This is a genomic window from Imperialibacter sp. (genome assembly GCF_040222385.1).
Lineage (GTDB): Bacteria > Bacteroidota > Bacteroidia > Cytophagales > Cyclobacteriaceae > Imperialibacter.
Map to the genome: position 1 here is coordinate 26,503 of NZ_JAVKDF010000057.1, position 21,066 is coordinate 47,568.

The window sequence follows — 21,066 nt, forward strand, 5'->3', positions numbered from 1 at the left end:
ACTTCAATTATCATGAATAATCTTTTAGACAAAACAATCGGAGAAATAGTAGCCGAAGACTACCGCACAGCAGAGGTATTCGGGAACCATGGCATTGACTTCTGCTGCAAAGGCAACCGCAGCATTCAGGAAGCTTGCACCAAAGCCAATATTGATCAGGCAAAGCTCACAGCGGAGGTTGAAGCTATATTGAACAAAGGCGAAACTGTCTCCTACGACTACCAGTCGTGGCCACTGGATAAGCTGGCTGATCATATAGAGCAAAAGCACCACCACTATGTTGAGGAGAAAATGCCGGTTCTCAAACAATATCTGGAGAAGCTGTGCCAGGTGCATGGGAAAAGTCACCCAGAACTATTTGAGATAACCAGGCTGTTCACTGCCTCCGCAGGAGAACTGGCTATGCATATGAAAAAGGAAGAATTTATCCTGTTTCCTTTTGTACGGAAAATGGAAAGAGTGAAAAAAAATGGCGAAAAAATTACTCACGCACAGTTTGACACGGTGGAAAGCCCCGTTAAAATGATGATGGAGGAGCATGAAACTGAGGGAGATCGCTTTCAGCAAATCAGCGACTTGAGCAATCACTACTCACTGCCGGACGATGCCTGCAACACTTACCGGGTCACCTATGCCATGTTAAAGGAATTTGAGGAAGATTTACACCTTCACATTCATCTGGAGAACAATATATTGTTTCCTAAATCCATAGCATTGGAGAAGCAGCTCAGTTGAACTGGCAAATGCACTGATTCTATAAAAAACAGCTCACGATCAGGTGAAAATGTGTTCGTGGGCTGACTATCTTACACCCGAAACGGTGAAACACACCACAACTCAAAACTGTCATCCATGAAAGAGCGCACACCCATAAAAAGAGCAAAGCAGCTTCAGCCCCTTAGCCGTGATCATCATCATACCTTGCTGTTGTGTTGGAAGATTAGAAAAGGCTTCGCTAAGGATATAGCACCTGAGCGCATTAAAAAATATGCAGACTGGTTCTTTGAAAATCACATTCTACCGCATTTCGTGGCCGAAGAGAGTTATATCTTTCCGATACTTGGCAGTGAAAACGAGCTGGTGAAAAAGGCATTAATGGAGCATCGAAGGCTTACCAGGCTATTCAATGACGACGAGGCTGAAAAGTCCCTGAGTTTGATCGAAGAAGAGCTGGAAAAACATATCCGATTTGAAGAAAGGGTTCTTTTCAACGAAATCCAGCAAAAGGCATCGGAGGAGCAACTGGCGCTAATCAGCTCCCTTCATGAAGAACATAGTTTTGTTGACCTGAAGGATGATGAATTCTGGAAGTAAAGAGGATAAAAACCTCATTGCCTGCCAACGGAACATGCCCCAGCCCCGCCCGGAATTATCCACAAGGTCACTTCAGCACGCCCAGGTACCTCGCCATCCAATACGGCAACAAATATTCGTCCCCGGCTAATACCGAGTTGCCCTCAGTCCCACCATCCAACTCAAAGGGATTGGCGTTGTGCCGGTGCGTCCGGCGCTCGCCGGGGGTTAGCAACACCTTTGTTGTTTGGCCACGAAAGTTGGGTTCGAGCAGCTCCAGGTCTTTGCGGTGCGAGTTCTTTACTACATACGACATCTGATCGAGGCCAAACTCCTGCAAGTGCCAGCGCACATCTTCCAAATTGATATCACCAGCGGTGCCGTAAGTTAGCAGATTCCAAAGCGCATTCCTTTCTGGCAATTCTATCTTCCAGTGGTCGGTGATAATGTCTGTATAATGCTGCTTCAGGGTGTCGTTGAGTGCATAATGATAAAGAGGCCAGTAAGTGAGAAAGGCCATTTCGTCATCGGAATGGTTCCAGCCGTCGCCCATGGTGTGTCCATCGTACATCACAATGTGTTCCTTCATGTCGTACATACTGGGAAGCATGTTTTTGAAATAGCCAAACTCGTTCATCATTTTGAACATCTCAGTTTTGTAGCGCTCCTTTTTGGTGAGGGAAAAGGCCAATTGCAGCCCCGCAACCAGGTGGATACTGTTGAGCTTTCTATCGTATACCTCCGCTGGGTACATGTTCACATATTCAGGATTCCAACGCCCCCAGGTGGTGGGTTTACCATCCAGGTCTACGAAGTAGTAGTCATTGTCAAGAATATGGGTCATGATGGCATCTATAAAATCGGCCACCCGCTTCTTCTCTTCTGGTGCTTTGGCAATGAACTGATCCATCAGTGCCGCTACAAACAGATAGGCGATGTATTCATCGGAGCTGGTGGTGCCCTTCCACTCCCAACCCTCTTCCGGCGACTTTCGCCATCTGTCGGGGTCATTCACTTTATAGCCCTCCCGCTCAAAGGTCCTGGAGGGGAAGCCTTTCAACTGGTTGACAGTCAAAAGCCGTTCGAAAGCTTCAAACGATTCCCAAACATATCGCTTGGCCACCTCTTCGCCAGTAACAGCATAACGAAACACCTGACTGCCCAGGTAAAAGGACGTCCACAGACCATCGTTGTCGTGGTCAATGATTTCCTCAGAGGTTAAATCGTAAGCTACAGGCAACTGTGGCGCACAGACGAAGCCGTACCGCATGTGGTACTTGCGAATGCGGTTCTGAAAGAGTTCTGTCTTTTCAGCGAGCGTAAAGGGCATTTGTTCAATCATATTGAGCCCCGTGGGCGTGAGCAGATAGATATTGCCATTGGCATCCGCTGCCATGTCGATCACTTCGTTAACATCAAGCCATCGTTTAGAGGCAAAATATCGATACCTGTCACTCTCTTTTCTAAAAGCTCCGTCGGCAGTTGAAAACCAAAGCTCGTTGCTTCCGGTCAGCAACATCTTCCTTATGGCGGGCACCGGCAGGCTTGATTCTGTGTCTGTCACCCTTTTACCCTGATCGTCGATTACGTAGTATCCATTTTTTGTTCCAACAGTGACTCCACTTTCATTAAACACCAAAGACGTCATGTCAACCCCTTCATGCATCACCTTCCATGCTTTTCCTTCGAGTTTGTAAATAGCTTTGGCTGTGAGCGCTAAGAATTGTCCTTTGGCAACATAGACGTCAATTACTGCTTCCTTCGGCACTGTCAAATCGGCTATTTTCTTATTTCCATCAAAAAGAGCTGCCTTCTTCTCACCCATCAGCAAGACTTTCAGGTCTTTGCTAACGCTAATGCGGCTGTACCGTTCTGGCTCTAGCTTTGTATCCAGCGTACCGGCGTATCCATTGGTGAGAAACTTGTCTTTGTACAGATAGAAAAGGATGCCAGTGCTCTCTTGCGTGGTGATGTCAACCGGCACCTTGTCGGCCAGCGACCGGTAGGTGTGGTCAGGCGCCAGCTGGTAGCCAGGGAAGTCCCGGAAGAGCCCCTTATCGGTGAGAACATGCACTATGCTGTTGTAGTCGACCACTACCTTTTTGGGTCGGGCTTCGCCAAAACCACCAGGCACCTCATAATGATGCCCAACCAACTGGATATAGGGCTCGTCAGCCACTTGTGCGGCTGCCTGCCAATTACTGAAAGTCGCCACCAGCACGAAAAAACAGCATCTATGCTTCATAATAATAGTATTAACAGGTGTTAGCGTTCGTTACTCAGTCCTTTCCGGAGTATTGGGAATCTTGTTGATCAGTACATTTGGCTTACCAGCTTTCTTCACCAAATCAAAGGCATCATACAACTCACCCTTCGCTGTAAACGCATTATACGTCGCTGTATCTTCTCCCACTTTTATCACCTGAAAAAGCTGCGTATTGGCAGCCTTTCGCTCCATCCATTTATCATCGCTGATGTCATACATCTTAGGCCCGCTTACGGATACCACATACATCGTACCAGAGCGATCCTCCCTCACGCCTGCCCCTGTCGACACATTGCTCACCATTCCTCTTCCGTAAGCATGATCATGCCCCTGTAGCACGAGGTCTACCCGGTGTTTGTCGAACAACGGCTTAAAGACTTCTCTAAGCGTCAGATTGTCCCGATTGGGTTTGGTGGAAAAGACCGGATAGTGAAAGGTGATCACCGTCCACTTTTTTGGGTTATTGGTGAGTACAGAATCCAGCCATTGCGCCTGCAAGGCTCTGAAGTGTTCCGATTCGTCAATCTGTTCGGCATCGAGAGAGACTACCTTCATCTGCGGAAAATCAATTACATAGCAGGTTTCCTCCAGGCCAGCGGGGCCATTTTTTGGCAGGTTAAACTGGGGGCGCCATTGCGGAGAAAGCACCACATCTTTGTACTCGTGGTTGCCGGGCGTCATCACCGCTGGCACCATAGCATGAATAAAACCGCCGGCATGAAACCACTCCCCCCATTCCACATCTCTGTCGTGCCGGTTGATCAGGTCTCCAGCGTGCAGCATGAAATCCACCTTTGGCATAGTTTGGTAAGCCTCCCTTATCACCCTTGACCACATAGACTTTACATCGTTTTGCGCATCACCGAAATAGATAAAAGACACCGGGCCACTTTCCTGCGGCATCTCGATCTGGTACCATTCTGACCAATAGGGCTCGGAGCCTACCCGGTACACATATTTACCTCCGGGCAGCAACTCATTAATGACAGCTGAATGGTAATTGGCTGAAATTTCGGGTTCTTCTTCCCGTGAGACTGTCAGAGGTTCCGTGGCAGCGGCTATGGTTCTAACACTGTCTTTGAACTCCGGGCCGTCAGAAGCAACAGCCACCTCCACAGTACCTTGGGTGATCTTGGTGGAGGTGCGCCAATTCACAGCTACCGAATGAATTGGGTCTTCGGTCAGATTAAGAATGACCCGGTCAGGTTCGTTGCCAGGGAAAAGCAGCTTCACATTCGGGAGACTATCAGCTAGGCTGTGTTGATGACTATGCTCATGGTCGTGGTAGTCTTCAGCGCTGTTCTGCTGGCAGCTAAATAGTCCAAGCACAGCGACTAACGCCATAATACCGAGTGAGCCGAACCGAATCAATTTACTTAAGATCATTGTGATGTTGTCGTTAGTTGAAGGTAATTCCTTTGTCTTTTTCCTGTCCTAAAGTAATTATTTTTTCCTCCTGCGAATATGAAGATTTGTTAACAGGAAGAGAAGCAGTAGAAGTTGTCGCAAGAAATTCCAGATTAAATAGCTAAGTTTTGCCATTGTTTTGACCGACACCCCTCAAAAAAATGACACCGAAACGCCCATTCCTTATCCTTTTTCTGCTATTCGCAGTTGGCTTGTCCGCTAAGGTCGTTGCCCAAAGCAACCTAACTGCCGACAATGCACTGGAGAATTACTTGAACAATGGCGACCAAACTTACAAATGGATGGTGACCGATACCTTCGAAACTGAAGAAGTAAGGGGGTATCAGCTCATTTTAACCTCTCAAAAATGGAGAGAATATACCTGGAAGCACCAGTTAACAGTATTTGTTCCGGAAAAGACCACCCAAACCGAAAGCCTCCTGTTTATCTCCGGCGGTTCAAACAAAGACAGCCAGCCCAACCCGAGAAGCAACCAGGACGAACTCAGCAAAGCCATGGCGCATATTGCGTCCACCAATAGCGCCATCGTGTCTCTTATCCGCCAGGTGCCTAATCAGCCGCTCTACGGCGACAAGACAGAGGACGTGCTTATCTCCTACACCCTGCACAACTTCACCGAGACGGGCGACTATACCTGGCCCCTGCTGTTTCCTATGGTAAAGAGCGTGGTGAAGGGAATGCAGGCAGTACAGGAGTTCTCAAAAGACCAACTGCGCCAGCCGGTAAATGAATTTGTGTTGTCGGGGCTTTCCAAACGTGGCTGGACAACCTGGCTCACCGGAGCCAACGACGACCGGGTAATTGCCATCGCTCCTATGGTGATTGACGTGCTTAACATGCCGGTAAGCCTGCAATACCACCTGGAAGCGTGGAACGAATACAGCCCGGAAATAAACGACTATGTGAGTCTTGGCATCCCGCAGGCCTCGGCTACCGAATCAGGGCAAAAAATCAATGCGATGGTTGATCCGTACTCCTACCGGGCAAAGCTAAACAAGCCCAAGATGATTTTCATTGGCACCAACGACCCCTATTGGCCAGTGGATGCTGTCAAGCACTATATCGACAGCATCCCTGGTCAAAACTTCATCCACTATGTGCCCAATGCCGGCCACGATATTGACGATCACCCACAGACTTTTAAAGCATTAAATGCATTTTTCGGCTTTACAGCTAATGGAAAATCGTATCCTGTATGTGATTGGGACATCGATATCACAGAAAAAGAAATTGTGCTAACAGTCACGCCATCGCCAAAAAAACTGATCGATGCCACGCTTTGGCTGGCAACATCCGATGACCGGGACTTCAGGGATGAAGTATGGGTGGGGAAAAGCCTGAATGCATCAAAGGCAAAGGAAGTAGTAGTAAAAGAGGCCTACCCTGCTTCCGGTTTCAAAGCATTTTACGTTGACCTGAAGTATTTAGACACAGCGGGAAATGAATTCACCGAGAGCACCCGGATGTTTGTTGCAAACCCTCAAAAAGTGTTTATCGACTGACGCCTGTAGTATCCACGACTCATACTCTTCGCAAGAGCAACCTGGTATTTACACCAAAGGTTCTCCCCTCTCTGCGGGCTTTTAGTAATATTACTTGCTTAAAAGACTCAACCATGACCAAGCGAAGTCTCGCCCCGGTAGTGCTGTTCATTTCTTCCTTACTTTGGTACGGGTGTGTCAGCACCACTGACACACCGCCAGTTGTCGAAACCGGCGTATCACTCGAACTGGCCAATTATCGAAAAACGGTCATCAGCGCACTTGGCTACCAGCTATCATTCGACATCCCGGACGACAAATCAGAAGACATCCCCGCCTCGGAGGTGATCACTTTCAAATTAAGCAAGAACGACGCTGATCTCCAGATAGACTTCAAAGAAGATTCCGATCATGTTTTAGAAGTAGTTGTTAACAGCACGACTATTGCTGTAGACCACAGGGAGGGGCATATCATCGTTCCGAAAAGCGCATTGAGGCCAGGCTCCAATAGCATCAAAATCACCTTCGTCGCAGGCAACCTGTCTCTTAATCGGAACGACGAATATCTTTATACACTGTTAGTGCCTGACAGAGCCCGCACGGTCTTCCCCTGTTTCGATCAACCCAACCTGAAGGCTTCTTATCAACTGAGTCTCACCATGCCTGGCCAATGGCAGGCACTTTCCAACGGCCCACTGGCCGATTCGGTGATTTCCGGAGAGCGAAAGACATTTAACTTCATGCCTTCGGATACCATTAGCACCTATTTGTTTGCTTTTGCGGCAGGCGAATTTCAGAAGGTAACTCGCATGATAGATGGACGCACGATGAACCTCTTTCACCGTGAAACCGACGAGGAAAAGATTTCCGAAAGCATTGACACAATATTTTACCTGCACGGCAAAGCCCTCGATTTTCTCGAAGCGTATACGGCCATCCCCTACCCGTTCAAAAAGTTCGACTTCGTTGCCATTCCAGACTTTCAGTATGGTGGAATGGAGCATGTGGGAGCCATTCAGTACCGTGCTTCCTCTCTTTTTCTTGATAAAACCGCTACGCAGAGTCGCAAGATTGGCAGAGCCAACCTCATTGCGCACGAAACGGCTCATATGTGGTTTGGCGACCTTGTCACCATGGACTGGTTCAACGATGTGTGGATGAAAGAGGTGTTTGCCAACTTCATGGCCGACAAGGTTTCAGAGGTAACCTTCCCGGATACCGGTAGCGACCTCAAATTTCTGCTGGCTCACTACCCCGCAGCCTATGCAGTCGACCGTACTCCCGGTGCTAACCCGGTACGCCAGCAGCTTGATAACCTGAAGGACGCTGGCAGCATGTACGGAGCCATCATCTATCATAAAGCCCCCATTGTGATGAAACAGCTGGAAATGCTGATGGGAAAACAGGACTTCCAACAAGGTCTGCAGCAGTACCTGTCCGAGTTTGCCTTTTCAAATGCAACCTGGACTGACCTGATTAATATACTGGATCAACTAACCGATGAAGATCTGCTGGCATGGAATAAAGTATGGGTAGAAGAGCCATTCAGGCCCGTTTTTAGTTATGATATGAAGACCAACGAAGGCTTGATAACGGCCTTAACCATCTCTCAAAAAGAAGAAAAAACGAATACGACATCCTCCAGTGATAAAGTTTGGTCGCAATACTTCAAAATCGGAATGGGTTATGGAGATAGCCTCATTCAGGTGCCTGCGCTTAGCTACCGTGCGGTAGCGGACGTCAGCCAGGCGACAGGCAGGCCTAAGCCAAATTATATCGTTTTCAACACCTCTGGCGAAGGGTACGGTGTGTTCCCAATCGACTCGGCTATGCTTCCTTACATAGGCACATGGAGTGATCCGGTTGCGAGAGCATCAGCCTATATCAACAATTACGAAAACATGCTCAATGGTGATGGCATTACGTCCACCGAACTGCTAGCACTGAATACTGCTCTGCTCTCTCGGGAAACAGAGGAGCTTTCGGTTCGACAACTTACCAGTCAGCTAAGTGCGACCTATTGGCAGTTTATTACCCCATCAAACAGGAAGCTGATCAGCCAATCATTGGAAGGCGATGTTTGGTCAGCAATGGAACAAACTCCTTCGGCCAGCATCAAAAAGATGCTATTCGGAACATTCCAGGAGATTGCCACCTCAGAAAAAGCAATGGAAAAGCTGTATGGCATTTGGAAGTCGGAAACGCCACCAAAGGAGGTTAGACTATCTGAGGACGACTACACTGGCCTGGCAGCCACGCTAAGCCTGCTGAGCCACCCAAAATCTGTTGAAATTCAACAGCAACAGCTTGCAAGAATTAATAATGGTGATCGGAAAAAACGCTGGAAATTTCTTCTTCCCGCACTATCAAGCGACACCGCAACCCGCAATGCTTTTTTTGAAAGCTTGAAACTAGCCGAAAACAGGGAAAAAGAATCGTGGGTGAGCACCGCAGTATCTTACCTGCATCATCCGGAAAGGCAGCATGTCTCTATCGGCTACTTGAAGGAGAGCCTTGAGTTGCTTTCTGACATACAGGCTACTGGTGATATATTTTTCCCGACTGCCTGGCTAAGCGCTACCTTCGGAGCCTACCAAAGCGACGAAGCGGCATCGATCGTCAAAAGCTTTCTTTCGGCCCACCCTGATTATCCGCTGAAACTAAAAGGGAAGATATTGCAAGCTACCGACGACCTTAACAGGGCCAGCAGACTGCTGAAGAGTCAATCAAATCTCTGATCTTAATTAAGATGAAAGGGCTGATTGCTCTTTCTTTGCACTGTTCTTGTTGTTAATAGAATCACGTGAACTAGCAAGCTGAGCACAATAGCCACGCCTACCTCTAAAAATGTGAGCATATGAACACTCGCTTTAATATGGTGAGAATCGTTGAGTAACTCCCTGCCATTGTTCGATTGAATTTCTGTTAATTGGTGCAGGTCACTTAGCATAGCATTGAAGCGATCCCCTCCTTCGTTTTCCAGCATTGCCAGTGCCTGCCTTGAATCATTTGCATACGCCAGGTTTATCACCTTGTTCTCGAGTTGGTCGTAAGCCTCCATTCTTTCCTTAAACTCACTTAAAAGGCTCGCCTCATCCAGTACAAAATAGGTTTTTTCTATTTCAGTCACCAGTGAGTCAATTCTGCTGTCATAGGCATCAAGCTTTTTGATTAAATCCTCTTTCTCAATACTCGGCGCCAATACATTCTTTTCAAGGAGCAACCGCTTTTGATAAAGAGTTTCCGTGATATAAAAAAACTCAGTCGCTGGCATAAGCCTGTCATTATAAATGGAGGTGAATGACCTGTCCATGCTGTCTATGTCTCTTTGCATTACGAGGTTGCTTATCACAAGCAAGGCAACTATTATTGCTAAAATGACAGAAACTCGCATTTGATTGCCTATTTTGAAAGCCCACCTCATCACATAGTTTTTTTTAAATGCTATTAACGTGAATTCACCTGATCCCAGCATCCTGACTGACATAGTTAAGACAAAAATGCCGTTCGGCAAATACAAGAATGTTTTAATATGTGACCTACCCGAAAACTACCTTGAGTGGTTCAAGAGTGCCGGCTTTCCGCAGGGGAGGCTGGGCATGATGCTTTCTACCATGCATGAAATTCGGCTCAATGGGCTGACCGACCTGCTCAATCAACTAAAAAAAATCCACAGAAACCCATAGGTTACAGAGGCCGTTAAACCCCCGAACGGAGCCGTTGCACTTATGTAAATACAAAAACAACCAAGATTTCTTATATTTACAATGCCAATTGGCTTAATAATTGCGTTAGGTGTGTAAATTATTTTTGTGTATGAAATTAAGAATTGTTCAATTAACCCTGATATCAATTCTCGCATCTGCCTGTATTACCGGACTGTCGGCACAATCTACGGACAGTGTGAGCATCGTCAAGAAGTTTGATGAATTGGTTTTAAGGTGGGATTTATTAGCCGTTGAGCTTGGCAAATATGAAGGCCTGGACAAGTATTGCACTGACAAGCCCTATCAGGACAATGTAATCAAGACGCTTGAAGAAATTCACCATTATGATACACTGCTCTACCAAACGCTTGCAAAGAAAGCACGGTACGACAAGAGTTCTGAACTCAAAAAAACGCTCAAACAAATAGAAGAGTTTGAAACTGAGTTCAAAGGACCCAGCTTTTTGAAAAAACTTCACGATGAATGTGTCGGGCGGAGAGAAATAGAGAAAGACTACAAAGAAACCAGGAATGACATCGGCATGAACTCCTACGATGGCCAAGTGCTTGTTCTGGAAGCGGATCTTAATAAGTATATCCAACACATCACCAAGTTAATGGATCATATTGAGGAGCATATCCACCATTTGCATCTTGAATAGCCGCCATGTGGCAAATACGTAATTTCTGAAATCCGGCCCTTTTTCGGTCAACCTGACGCCCTGTCTGTCGTATATTTGTATATTCCTGCATCCTTCCAACCGAAGCCTGTTCTAGTTAATTCACCTGGTGTATCCATGGCTGTTTTAAAACTAGATATAGATGAAAAAATATTTGCTTGTACTAATTGCTGCGACAGTTCCGCTACTACCGTTGCAGGCAAACAACGGTGAAAACGGGGTTTTCAAAGACTTTAAAGAGCTAACCCACAAGTGGTATTTTGTCTCAGATAAGCTTGTAACTTACAGAGGATTGTCAAAATACTGCGGCGATCCCACTTTTCAAGATGAAGTGAAAAGTGTGTTAAAAGAGATTCACGCCTACGATAGCGCCCTTTATATTCGTGTATCTTCGATGATAAAGGAGGAACCGAGCAAGGAGCTGAAAAAGACTTTGAGACAAATCGGCCATTTGGAACACAAACTAAATGCCCTCTCGCTGTCGAAGACGTTGTACAGTGAGTGCCACAACCAAAGACAGCTCGAAAGAGAGTACAAAAAGGTAAAAAACTATTTTGGCGCTCACTCCTTCGACAACCAGATTGTAGTTACAGAAGTCTTCTTAAAAAAGCACGTTGACCGGATCAACAAAATCATGGAAAACATAGAAGACCACTTCCATCACCTCGACGCAGATTAAGTAGGGCAGGAATCCGATGTGGGAAATACGTAATTTTCCAAAATTGTCAGCTCGCCAATATTTGGTCACCAATTCCGTTCCCTACATTTGTTGTATTCCTGCAACACTACCACATGTTCTGTACTAGTTTGTTTACAAAGGCATTGCCATTACCACAACTAAACATATACTATGCTCAGACGTCTCGCTCTTGCCATTTCTTGCCTCGTTTTGGCTGGAAGTACATACGCCACTGGTGACCAAAATGAAAGTGCCCTTCTGGTCAGTAAATTCAACGACCTTACCAACCAGTGGGCTTTGATCTCTTACGACCTCAGGACGTACGACGGGCTTAAGAAGTATTGCGCAGATCACTCCTTTAGAAGGAATGTAGCAGAGACCCTCAATGGCATCCACCATTACGACAGCCTTTTATACGAAAGACTAGCCGTAAAGGCCAGGTTCAGCAACAACCATGAGATCAAGAAAGTAATTCATCAAATTGAGGCATTTGAAACCCAGTACAAAGCTGCCAACTTTTCAAAAACACTCTCGGAGGAATGCTCCGATCAATGGTCTCTTGAGAAGAATTCAGATGAGCTAAGAAACGACATCGGCATGAACTCGTACGACAGTCAGGTAATTTTGCTGGAGGCTACTCTCGACAAGTATGTAAAAAATATTACGAAACTGATGGACCATATTAATGATCACATCCACCACTTGCACCTTGATTGAGTAGTCCTTCCTCTATCGCTTCACGAACGCCAGTACCTGTGGCAGCTCGGGGCTAACTAGTACCCTGCCTTCAATGTCGACTACCGGCAATGAGATGTTTCCCATGAACCTAGCTGCTTCAAGCTTTCTCAGCATCTCATCTGCCTTATCCTGATCGGCATCCACATCATAAAAAGTATACTTTATGTTGAGTGAATCCATCTTCTTTCGGAAATTAATACAATGATCACATGTATTAACTCCATACACAATCATTTGCTTTTGAGTAGCGCTTTCAGCTGCCTTGCTTTCAGAAGAATCCTTCGTAGCCGGGCCGCAGGAAAGCAGTAAGACAAATACCGAGAGAATGGAAATAGCTGCTATGTTCTTTTTCATAACCCAATCTTACGGATTTTTTATGTTTATCCATACTGCTTTTATACATCAGCAAGCACAGCTTTACACGACGGGTTACAACTCGTTTTGGCCAACACGTGTCATCATTTCAATATTCATTTGCAATGCCCGGTAAAGTCCTTGTATATTAACGCTGACGATACAATCAAAATGATGCAAAAGATCAGTCTGTTTCTTTTACTATCTGCCATTTACTTCGGCTGCTCGGTAAAGGTGGTGTCTTTCGAGAACCCCAGAACAAACTTTGGAAAATTCGAGGAGTACACTTTAAAGCGGCCAATGGCCGATAACAAGGATCTGACACCTGAAGGCAAGCAATTCATCGCCAGCTTCGAAGACGCCATTAATTCCGAGATGAAAAAGAGAGGTTATGACCTCACCTACTCTCCTGACCTGGAGGTAAGCTACGATATCGTTTCGAGCCGACAACGGGATACCAATGTAAATAGAAGCCCCTACTACTATAACCCGTGGTACTATGGAAACTACTACAATGTATCACAGACCAACTACACCGAAAGCATTGTTATTGTGGAGATGAAGGACGCCACCACAGGCAAAACCGTGTGGCAGGGTAGCCTCGACCTTCGCTACACACGTAATTCCAAAAAGAAAGACAGCATCATCCCCGATGCTGTCGAACGAATCTTCAGTGACTACCCCTACCTGGCCGGTAGCAATAAAAAAGTTGAGGTTGAAGGAAAAAAGAAGAAAGGGTGATAATAAAGTATCCTGGTGCAAGTGTTTAGTTAAATACCATTCTTTCCCTACCTTTGCGGCTTCAATTGCAAAAATTCCATTTATGATTTCTGTTTCTAACGTCTCTCTCCAGTTCGGAAAGCGTGTATTATTTGATGAGGTCAACATCAAGTTCGTTCAGGGTAACTGTTATGGTGTGATCGGAGCCAATGGTGCCGGTAAATCCACTTTCCTTAAAATTCTATCAGGCGAGATGGCTGCGAACGCTGGCCAGGTAAGTATGGAGCCTGGCAAAAGAATGGCCGTATTGAATCAGAATCACTTCGAGTTTGACGAGGTGCCTGTCATTGAAACGGTAATGATGGGGCACAAAAAGCTATGGACTATCATAAAGGAAAAAGACGCCATTTACGCAAAGCCTGATTTTTCTGAAGAAGATGGCATCAAAGCTTCCGAGCTGGAGGCTGAGTTTGCAGAAATGGATGGCTGGAACGCCGAATCGGACGCTGCAGCCATGCTCAGTGGCCTTGGCATCGTAGAAGCCGACCACTACAAGCTGATGAAGGAATTGCCCGGCAACCTCAAAGTAAGAGTGTTGCTTGCACAAGCCCTTTTCGGTAATCCTGATGTACTTATTCTTGACGAACCTACCAACGACCTAGACATCCGTACGGTGTCGTGGCTGGAAGACTTCTTGCTGGAATTCAAGAACACAGTCATCGTGGTTTCTCACGACAGACACTTTTTGGACACCGTATGTACACATGTGGTTGACATTGACTTCAGCCAGGTAAAGTTATACACTGGTAACTATAGCTTCTGGTACGAGTCCAGCCAGCTAGCCCTTCAGCAGCGAGGCTCAGCTAATAAGAAGGCTGAAGAGAAAAAGAAAGAGTTGCAGGATTTCATTGCCCGCTTTAGTGCCAACGCCTCCAAGTCCAAGCAGGCAACCAGTAGGAGAAAGCTACTCGAAAAAATCAATATCGACGACATTCAGCCCTCCACCAGGCGGTACCCAGCTATCATATTCAATCAAAGCCGCCAGGCTGGCGATCAAATTTTGGAAGTAAAAAATCTGGGGTACAGCACCGACGGCACAAACCTTTTTACCGGGCTGGATCTTTTTGTTAACAAGGGAGATAAAATAGCGGTGCTTAGTAAGGACAGTATGGCCATTTCGGCATTCTTTAAAGTGCTCATGGGAGAACTGAAGCCTACCAAAGGCGAGTTCAAGTTTGGCCAAACCATTACAACGGCCTACCTGCCTAATGAAAACGATAAGTTCTTTAATACAAGTGACAACCTGATTGATTGGCTGCGTCAGTTTTCAGAAGGAGAAAAAGACGAAGTGTTCATCAGAGGCTTCCTCGGAAAGATGCTTTTCTCTGGCGAAGAAGTCTTCAAGAAAGCAAGCGTTCTTTCCGGTGGCGAAAAGGTGCGATGTATGATCAGCAAAATGATGCTTGCCCAGGGCAATGTGCTGATCCTGGACGAACCCACCAATCACCTCGATTTGGAATCCATTCAAGCATTCAACAACGCACTGGCAGATTTTCCGGGCACAGTGCTTTTCACGTCTCATGACCATCAGTTTACCCAAACAATTGCCAACCGGATCATTGAGCTAACGCCAAATGGTTGCCTTGATAAACTGATGACTTACGATGAGTATGTGGAGAACGAAAAGATTACAGCGCAGAGAGAAGAACTCTATGCCTGATCGGCTATGACCAGGGCCAGTGTTTTGAAAAGCTTTCCATCGGAGACGAGGTGACCGCTGCTTAGCATTAGAAAAAGCTCCTCTTCACGTACTGTGTTGTAGAGCTTTTCGGAGGTGAATAGCTCAATATCGGACGGAGGACTGGCTAAGGCCTTTTGCAAAAAATCCTGATCGGTAAAATCGGCCGCTTCCCCTCCATGCATCCCGCAAAGAACAATTTTGTCCTGAAGGCACTGATAGGTCATTACGTGAGTCCTTGTTCTAAGCTCCAAAAACTCAGTCTTTCTCAATACGTCTTCGAAAACCACGTCGCTGAACAAACCCACTATTTTATTGGCCTTGGCGGGAGTTTTCTTCTTCAACTTCTCCCAGTCGTCTGCGGTGATTCCGTTGACGATCAAATAGTCAATAAACTCCTTTTCAAGCGCTGTCAGTTCTTCCCTTGTTAGGGTACGGTATTTTGCCATAGGTGGCAAAGATAACGCTCAAAACTGTTTCATGGCACCAAAAATTAGCACTAGAAATTAGTTGGTTCAATTTTCCTGCAGCAACGGCATGACGATTACGCTCTTTCCTGACCGGCTAACATTGAGATTTCCTTGTCAGCTCACTTGTTAATGTGCGCAGGAATATCCGTAACTAAGTATTATATCAACTACCTTTGTGCTCAAGGTTCTCAAAATGATCGATCAATACTTAAGCAGTCTGGGCATTTCACAGCTCAACGAAATGCAGCAGGCCACTATAAAAGCCGCTGGAAAAGAAAAAGAGCTCATCTTGCTTTCTCCCACGGGCTCTGGCAAAACCCTGGCGTTTCTGCTCTCCCTCCTCCCCCGTCTCGTCAAAGACCAACCAGGGATGCAAGCCCTCATCATTGCACCCTCCAGAGAGTTGGCAATTCAAATAGAGCAAGTGGCGAGAGGCATGGGTAGCGGCTTCCGTGTCAATAGCTTCTATGGTGGTCATTCGCTGAGAACAGAGCTGAACAACCTCGGCAACCCTCCAGCCATCGCTATCGGCACACCGGGTCGGCTACTCGACCTGATCACAAAAGAGGCTTTCGATACAAAGAGTATTAAGCACCTTATCCTGGATGAGTTTGACAAGTCGCTCGAAATGGGTTTCGGTGGCGAGATGTCAAGTATCCTTGAGCACCTGACAAACCTTAAAACCAGGTTTCTTACCTCTGCCACACAGGCTGTTAAAATCCCTTCTTTTCTTAAAATGTCTGCCCCGTACACGCTGGACTTCACCACCAGGTATGAGAACAAGGAAAGCAAGCTGGATCAAAAAATGGTAGTGGCAGAGGGCAACGACAAGCTTGACGCTCTCTTTAAACTCCTTTGCCTCCTGGGCAGCAAGAAAAGTCTGATCTTCTGTAACCACAGGGAGGCTGTTGACAGAATTGGAGAGCTGTTGTCCGTCAAAGGCGTGGAACACAGGACTTACCATGGAAAGCTTGAACAGGATGCTCGTGAAAAAGTATTAGCCCAATTTCGCAACGGTAGCGTCAACTTTTTGCTCGCCACCGACCTGGCAGCCAGAGGGCTTGATATTGCAGAAATAGAAAATGTGATACACTACCAGCTTCCGCAAACACAGGAGGCCTTTATCCACCGAAATGGCAGGACTGCCAGAATGAATGCTTCTGGCAGCTCTTACCTTTTACTGCTTCAATCAGAGAAACCACCAAAATACCTGGCCAAAAAGCCTCAACTGGTAACCCTGCCTGAAACCCTGCTCACCCCCCCTGCTCCTGCGTGGTCAACCCTTGAGTTTTCCGCCGGTAAAAAGGATAAGATCAATAAAGTAGATATTGTAGGCCTTCTCTTCAAAAAAGGTCTTTTGGAAAAGGGAGACATTGGCTTGATAGACGTGACAGACAAGGCTGCTTATGCTGCTGTGAACAGAGAGAAAGCTGTGAAAACAGCCATGAAAGTGAGTGGAGAAAAAATAAAGAAGATAAAAGTCAGAGTCTCGGTGCTTTAGGAAAGTACCTAACGGCAAGCACAATAGCTAAAAGCAGAAAGGCCCGCTTCGCAGCAGGCCTTTCTTTTTGCAGATATAATGAATATGACTTAAGCAGCTGCCTTTTTGGCGTCAGCTAATGATACCGCCTTGTGGGGCTTGATCTCTATAACACCCATTTTATCCAGCAGCTTGATAATATAATAAGTTGGATCTATTTCATGCCAACGAATTCCACCAAAATTTGCACGATTGCCATATTTGTGGTGGTTATTGTGATAGCTTTCACCCATCATCAGGAAGTCTACAGGCAAGAAATTCCGGGAAGTATCGCCAACCTCGAAATTTCTGTATCCATACTTGTGAGCAAACCAGTTGATAATCGCTCCATGAATAGGCGACAGAATGAATTGCAGTGGCAGAAATAGCCACAACCACCATGCATCAGCATACAAAAAGTACACTCCTACGTACAAAGCACCCCAAAACACTCTTGAGTACCATGAACGAGCGAATTTATCAAAGGCATCCCATTTTGCAACTCCTTCCGTGAATCTCTTCTCCGGCACTACTCTTCCACTGGCAATGTCTGAGTAAATGGTCTTTGTTTTCCACATCATCTTGAAAATGGTCTCATCATACTTTGGAGAGTGGGGATCATTTTCTGTGTCAGCAAAAGCGTGGTGCATCCTGTGCATTACGCCATAGCCGTAAGGGCTCAGGTAATTTGACCCCTGAAATATCCAGGTAAGTACAAAGAATACTTTCTCAGTGAACTTACTCATCGTAAACGCACCATGAGCTGCATAACGATGTAGGAAGAACGTTTGAAAGAACAATGACAAGTACCACTGGGCAATAAAAAAGGGTATGATAACTTCCATCTTGTTATTAGTATTTTTTACGGTTTAGATTTGACCTGTTTGTGATCTATTCCCTTAAGACAAAGTCAAATTTAATTTGTGACAGAATTAATAAAATATTTTTTTTCGTAGTGGCAACATAGCCGTTTTCCTGGCCAACTAAGCCTTTTGGCTGATCTCAAGTCTCAAACCCTCAATGAGCTCTTTGGGCTCCCCAAATGAGCAGGCCTTCTTGAAACTTTCAATAAGCTGAGCTGAGCTTACCATATCGAAATTTATCTTGCTGGTATCTATTGCCAGTTTCTCCTTAGCTCTGGAAAACAACTGGCGACAGTTCTCTTTCTTTTTATTGACAATCTGCTGAAGCTCGTCGTACTCAATATTGAACACCTCCCGCAGCAGGTAGACTGCCCTCTCCACAGGTTCCAACTTTTTATGCAACATTGCCAAGGCGGTGGAAATTTCGTGCTCTATATCGATATGAGAAAGATCCAGCTTCTCCACAAACTCCATTGGGTTAATGGCATCAAGGTATTCGTTCTTCTTTCGTTTGATCGAATTGAGATGATTGATGCAACTATTGGTCACCGACTTGATCAAATAAGCTTTTGTGTTCTTGATTTTTTCGTGATCAAGTGTTAACCACTTCAAAAAGGTGTCCTGCACAATGTCTTCGGCGTCTTGCCATGAGCCTACCATCTTCATGGCAAGCCTGTGAAGCAAGGGTTGATAGAGCGTTATCGTTTGAGCCTGATTCAATTTCTGAAATTATATACAAAGGTAAAGTCAATACCTTTAGTTAGCACTATTTGTTTTCGATTATTTAACCCTTAAACAATCGAAACACCAATAAAGTGCAATTTCGGATGGCAATTCTCAAGGTTGAATTGCCACAAGCCTGAGAAAATGATAATGTGCGGTCTGGAGATTGCTAACTGATGCAGTCTAAAAAGCAAAACGGGCAGGGATTAGTCATCCGCTGCCCGCTTCATTCTTCACCAGCCTTAACCAGTGAACAACGTCAAGCTATTGTTCATCCGCCTCAATCGCAACGTCACCTAGGTGGCACTACGCCTGACAGGATTCAAAGTACGCCGATCACTCGACTTTTCTTTTTCTTCCCTGGGCCCTGCTGGCCGAGCAAACTATCTCTCACTTGATGAAATGAATTTCCATATAAACCTTTGCAATAACAATTTTGCAAGCACCTACTTTTCAACAACTTATACACGATATTATCAACACCCTGACCAGTGTTGTTCACCTCCATATCAACAGGATATCCACAATTGTCAGCTGGTTTACTTTCTCAATCCAGGTTTCGACTTAGCTTTGCGTCAAGTTCTTAGCCATGAATAAAGCAACTACCCAGGCCCTCGTTATTTGGGCATCACTTCTCGTAGTATCCTGTGACTCAAAAAATAGCCCATCTTCGAGCGAACAGTCATTTACAACCCCCATTCAGCAAATACCTTCCGCACTTCAGGAAGGCCTTAAGGCCCATGGCGGTCTTGAAAAATGGGCAAAATACGGTACGCTGAGCTATACCGTAGCCTCCAAAAGCATCCCGGAAAAGTATCTGATTGACCTGAATAGTAGAAAAGTGCTGATCACCACCGACAGCACCTTCACAATGGGTTTTGATGGGAAGGATGTTTGGGTAAGCCCAAACCTGGCAGCCTATCCAGGCTCCTCAGCCACTTTTTACCACAATCTTGTATTCTATTTCTTTTCCCTTCCTTTTGTCGTTGCCGATCCTGGGGTTAATCACCACGCTTTACCAGACATCACATTTGACGGAGTGGCTTACAGCAGGATCAGCATTACTTTTGGAAGTGATGTGGGCGAGTCTCCTGATGATCAGTACATACTTTGGTTCAGAAAATCAGACAAACTGCTAAGTATGATCAATTACTCAGTCACCTATTTTGATCCTGCCAATGCCAGTAAATTCAATGCTATGGTTTACGAAGAATGGCAAACTGTCAATGGCCTAAAGGTTCCTTCAAAATGGACTTCCTACAAATGGGAAAACGACTCCCTGGGAGACAAAAGAGGCTCTACCTTGATAAAAGATGTATCCTTTCAGGAAAGCGCTCCAGGTGCTACCTTATTTCAAAAGCCGGAAACAGCTGAGATCGATACTAAACCCAATTAAATAACTACTTACTCAGATGATGGAGCCTGGAAGCTGGCCATTTCAGGCGCCATGTAGTGTCTAACTTCAAAGCTTTGTTGAGAATGGTTTTCATCTCTACGTGTTGATGTGTTCTCAAATGAATCAGGTAATAAAAGCCCCGGAACTGAACCTCAGTTACCGTAGCCTCCACACCTTTCCCATCTCCTGCCAAAGTCAGATCTTCGGGTCGTAGCATCCACTTGCCATTTACCTCGCTGGCCTTCACTCCCATTGATTCCAGATTTTTCCTGGTGAAGATGTTTACCTCGCCAAAAAAAGAAGCACCATAGGCGGTGGCTGGCTGGTTGTACATCTTTTTTGGGCTGGACAACATGTCCATTTTGCCAAGCCGTAAAAGAAGTATCTTGTCCGCCATGGAAAGCGCCTCTGCCGGGTCGTGAGTGACCATGATAACAGTAATGTCGAGCTCTCTATGGATCTCCTTTAAAACAGCCGTCATCTCACTTTTCAGCATTACATCGAGGTGACTGAAAGGTTCATCCAGCAGCAGCAACTCGGGTTCATCGGCGAGATTAACCGCCCATACTACTCTTTGCCTTTGTCCTCCAGACAGTTGATCGGGCCGTCGCTCCTCCAGGTCTTTTAGTCGACAAATTTTGATGAGTTCATCTACCCTTTGCGATTTGTACGGGTCACTGAAGGCCCTCAGTGCATGCCTTAGGTTTTCCCGCACCGTCATCTTCTCCTGAAGCTCCAATTCCTGAGTAATCAGTTTTATATGGTTGTAGCCAGGAACTAAGCGGTCGATGGGCCCCTGGATAAGACTGCCACCCCAGGTGATTTTTCCATCGCTTAAATCGACCAAGCCCGCTATCGAACGCAGCAATGTTGTTTTACCGGATCCACTGGCGCCAGAGATGACCAAAAAAGAACCCCGGGGCACATTGAAACTAAGCTTCGAAAGTGCTTTTGTCTCAACCCCGGGGTACTTTACACTGCATGTAGTAACTTTCAAACCTTCAGGCATGCC

General features: G+C 45.9%; 20 protein-coding genes. 12 read left to right on the forward strand and 8 right to left on the reverse strand.

Annotated features, from left to right (window positions below):
* Window positions 1–12: 12 nt before the first annotated feature.
* Together ric and RIG68_RS26875 are read left to right on the forward strand one after the other, a co-directional pair.
* The gene (gene ric / locus RIG68_RS26870) at window positions 13–735 is read left to right on the forward strand and encodes an iron-sulfur cluster repair di-iron protein (RefSeq protein ID WP_350129796.1); all 723 of its coding nucleotides are present in this window, start codon (window positions 13–15) and stop codon (window positions 733–735) included.
* 117 nt (window positions 736–852) lie between these two features.
* On the forward strand, window positions 853–1,314 hold the full coding sequence (locus RIG68_RS26875; protein WP_350122289.1) for a hemerythrin domain-containing protein: 462 nt from the start codon (window positions 853–855) through the stop codon (window positions 1,312–1,314).
* 67 nt (window positions 1,315–1,381) lie between these two features.
* Here RIG68_RS26875 and RIG68_RS26880 read toward each other — a convergent pair whose 3' ends face one another.
* Window positions 1,382–3,538 carry a hypothetical protein gene (locus tag RIG68_RS26880; RefSeq protein ID WP_350129799.1) on the reverse strand — a complete coding sequence of 719 codons (2,157 nt, stop codon included), beginning with the start codon at window positions 3,536–3,538 and terminating at the stop codon, window positions 1,382–1,384.
* A gap of 30 nt (window positions 3,539–3,568) precedes the next feature.
* Complete coding sequence (locus RIG68_RS26885; RefSeq protein ID WP_350129802.1) at window positions 3,569–4,945, reverse strand: purple acid phosphatase family protein; 1,377 nt, start codon at window positions 4,943–4,945, stop codon at window positions 3,569–3,571.
* Window positions 4,946–5,127: 182 nt separating this feature from the next.
* Here RIG68_RS26885 and RIG68_RS26890 point away from each other — a divergent pair, with 182 nt between their 5' ends.
* Together RIG68_RS26890 and RIG68_RS26895 are read left to right on the forward strand one after the other, a co-directional pair.
* Complete coding sequence (locus RIG68_RS26890; RefSeq protein ID WP_350129805.1) at window positions 5,128–6,489, forward strand: PhoPQ-activated pathogenicity-related family protein; 1,362 nt, start codon at window positions 5,128–5,130, stop codon at window positions 6,487–6,489.
* 113 nt (window positions 6,490–6,602) lie between these two features.
* Window positions 6,603–9,206 (forward strand): M1 family metallopeptidase, encoded by a 2,604-nt coding sequence (locus RIG68_RS26895; RefSeq protein ID WP_350129808.1) that lies wholly within the window; start codon window positions 6,603–6,605, stop codon window positions 9,204–9,206.
* Window positions 9,207–9,208: 2 nt separating this feature from the next.
* Here the strand turns inward: RIG68_RS26895 and RIG68_RS26900 are convergent, their stop codons facing one another.
* A complete protein-coding gene (locus RIG68_RS26900) occupies window positions 9,209–9,955 on the reverse strand; it encodes an MCP four helix bundle domain-containing protein (RefSeq protein WP_350129811.1) in 747 nt (248 codons plus the stop codon).
* On the opposite strand from RIG68_RS26900, the gene RIG68_RS26905 reads away from it, so the two are divergent.
* The 4 genes from RIG68_RS26905 (at window position 9,921) to RIG68_RS26920 (ending at window position 12,250) form a co-directional block, all read left to right on the forward strand.
* Complete coding sequence (locus RIG68_RS26905) at window positions 9,921–10,154, forward strand: DUF3820 family protein (protein ID WP_370455731.1); 234 nt, start codon at window positions 9,921–9,923, stop codon at window positions 10,152–10,154. The two genes, RIG68_RS26900 and RIG68_RS26905, sit on opposite strands and share 35 nt — an antisense overlap.
* A gap of 130 nt (window positions 10,155–10,284) precedes the next feature.
* A complete protein-coding gene (locus tag RIG68_RS26910) occupies window positions 10,285–10,836 on the forward strand; it encodes a hypothetical protein (RefSeq protein WP_350129814.1) in 552 nt (183 codons plus the stop codon).
* Between the two features lie 160 nt (window positions 10,837–10,996).
* Window positions 10,997–11,533 carry a hypothetical protein gene (locus RIG68_RS26915; RefSeq protein WP_350129816.1) on the forward strand — a complete coding sequence of 179 codons (537 nt, stop codon included), beginning with the start codon at window positions 10,997–10,999 and terminating at the stop codon, window positions 11,531–11,533.
* A 171-nt stretch (window positions 11,534–11,704) separates the two neighbouring features.
* On the forward strand, window positions 11,705–12,250 hold the full coding sequence (locus RIG68_RS26920) for a hypothetical protein (protein WP_350129819.1): 546 nt from the start codon (window positions 11,705–11,707) through the stop codon (window positions 12,248–12,250).
* 12 nt (window positions 12,251–12,262) lie between these two features.
* Here the strand turns inward: RIG68_RS26920 and RIG68_RS26925 are convergent, their stop codons facing one another.
* The gene (locus RIG68_RS26925) at window positions 12,263–12,625 is read right to left on the reverse strand and encodes a glutaredoxin family protein (protein WP_350074004.1); all 363 of its coding nucleotides are present in this window, start codon (window positions 12,623–12,625) and stop codon (window positions 12,263–12,265) included.
* A 174-nt stretch (window positions 12,626–12,799) separates the two neighbouring features.
* Between RIG68_RS26925 and RIG68_RS26930 the strand changes: the two genes are divergently transcribed.
* Together RIG68_RS26930 and RIG68_RS26935 are read left to right on the forward strand one after the other, a co-directional pair.
* Window positions 12,800–13,366: a DUF4136 domain-containing protein gene (locus RIG68_RS26930; protein WP_350129822.1), complete on the forward strand. Its 567-nt coding sequence runs from the start codon at window positions 12,800–12,802 to the stop codon at window positions 13,364–13,366.
* 82 nt (window positions 13,367–13,448) lie between these two features.
* Window positions 13,449–15,065 (forward strand): ABC-F family ATP-binding cassette domain-containing protein, encoded by a 1,617-nt coding sequence (locus RIG68_RS26935; protein ID WP_350129825.1) that lies wholly within the window; start codon window positions 13,449–13,451, stop codon window positions 15,063–15,065.
* On the opposite strand, the gene RIG68_RS26940 is transcribed toward RIG68_RS26935, so the two are convergent.
* A complete protein-coding gene (locus tag RIG68_RS26940) occupies window positions 15,056–15,532 on the reverse strand; it encodes a DUF6495 family protein (RefSeq protein ID WP_350129828.1) in 477 nt (158 codons plus the stop codon). The genes RIG68_RS26935 and RIG68_RS26940 overlap by 10 nt on opposite strands.
* A 214-nt stretch (window positions 15,533–15,746) precedes the next feature.
* Here RIG68_RS26940 and RIG68_RS26945 point away from each other — a divergent pair, with 214 nt between their 5' ends.
* Window positions 15,747–17,054 carry a DEAD/DEAH box helicase gene (locus RIG68_RS26945; protein ID WP_350129830.1) on the forward strand — a complete coding sequence of 436 codons (1,308 nt, stop codon included), beginning with the start codon at window positions 15,747–15,749 and terminating at the stop codon, window positions 17,052–17,054.
* An 89-nt stretch (window positions 17,055–17,143) separates the two neighbouring features.
* On the opposite strand, the gene RIG68_RS26950 is transcribed toward RIG68_RS26945, so the two are convergent.
* Together RIG68_RS26950 and RIG68_RS26955 are read right to left on the reverse strand one after the other, a co-directional pair.
* On the reverse strand, window positions 17,144–17,917 hold the full coding sequence (locus tag RIG68_RS26950; RefSeq protein ID WP_350129833.1) for an acyl-CoA desaturase: 774 nt from the start codon (window positions 17,915–17,917) through the stop codon (window positions 17,144–17,146).
* Between the two features lie 138 nt (window positions 17,918–18,055).
* Window positions 18,056–18,655, reverse strand: coding sequence for a sigma-70 family RNA polymerase sigma factor (locus tag RIG68_RS26955; protein WP_151996890.1), 600 nt, complete (start codon window positions 18,653–18,655; stop codon window positions 18,056–18,058).
* 592 nt (window positions 18,656–19,247) lie between these two features.
* Here RIG68_RS26955 and RIG68_RS26960 point away from each other — a divergent pair.
* Window positions 19,248–20,054, forward strand: a complete 807-nt coding sequence (locus RIG68_RS26960; RefSeq protein WP_350129835.1) for a hypothetical protein — start codon at window positions 19,248–19,250, stop codon at window positions 20,052–20,054.
* A 4-nt stretch (window positions 20,055–20,058) separates the two neighbouring features.
* Here RIG68_RS26960 and RIG68_RS26965 read toward each other — a convergent pair whose 3' ends face one another.
* Complete coding sequence (locus tag RIG68_RS26965) at window positions 20,059–21,063, reverse strand: ABC transporter ATP-binding protein (RefSeq protein ID WP_350129838.1); 1,005 nt, start codon at window positions 21,061–21,063, stop codon at window positions 20,059–20,061.
* Window positions 21,064–21,066 lie beyond the last annotated feature (3 nt).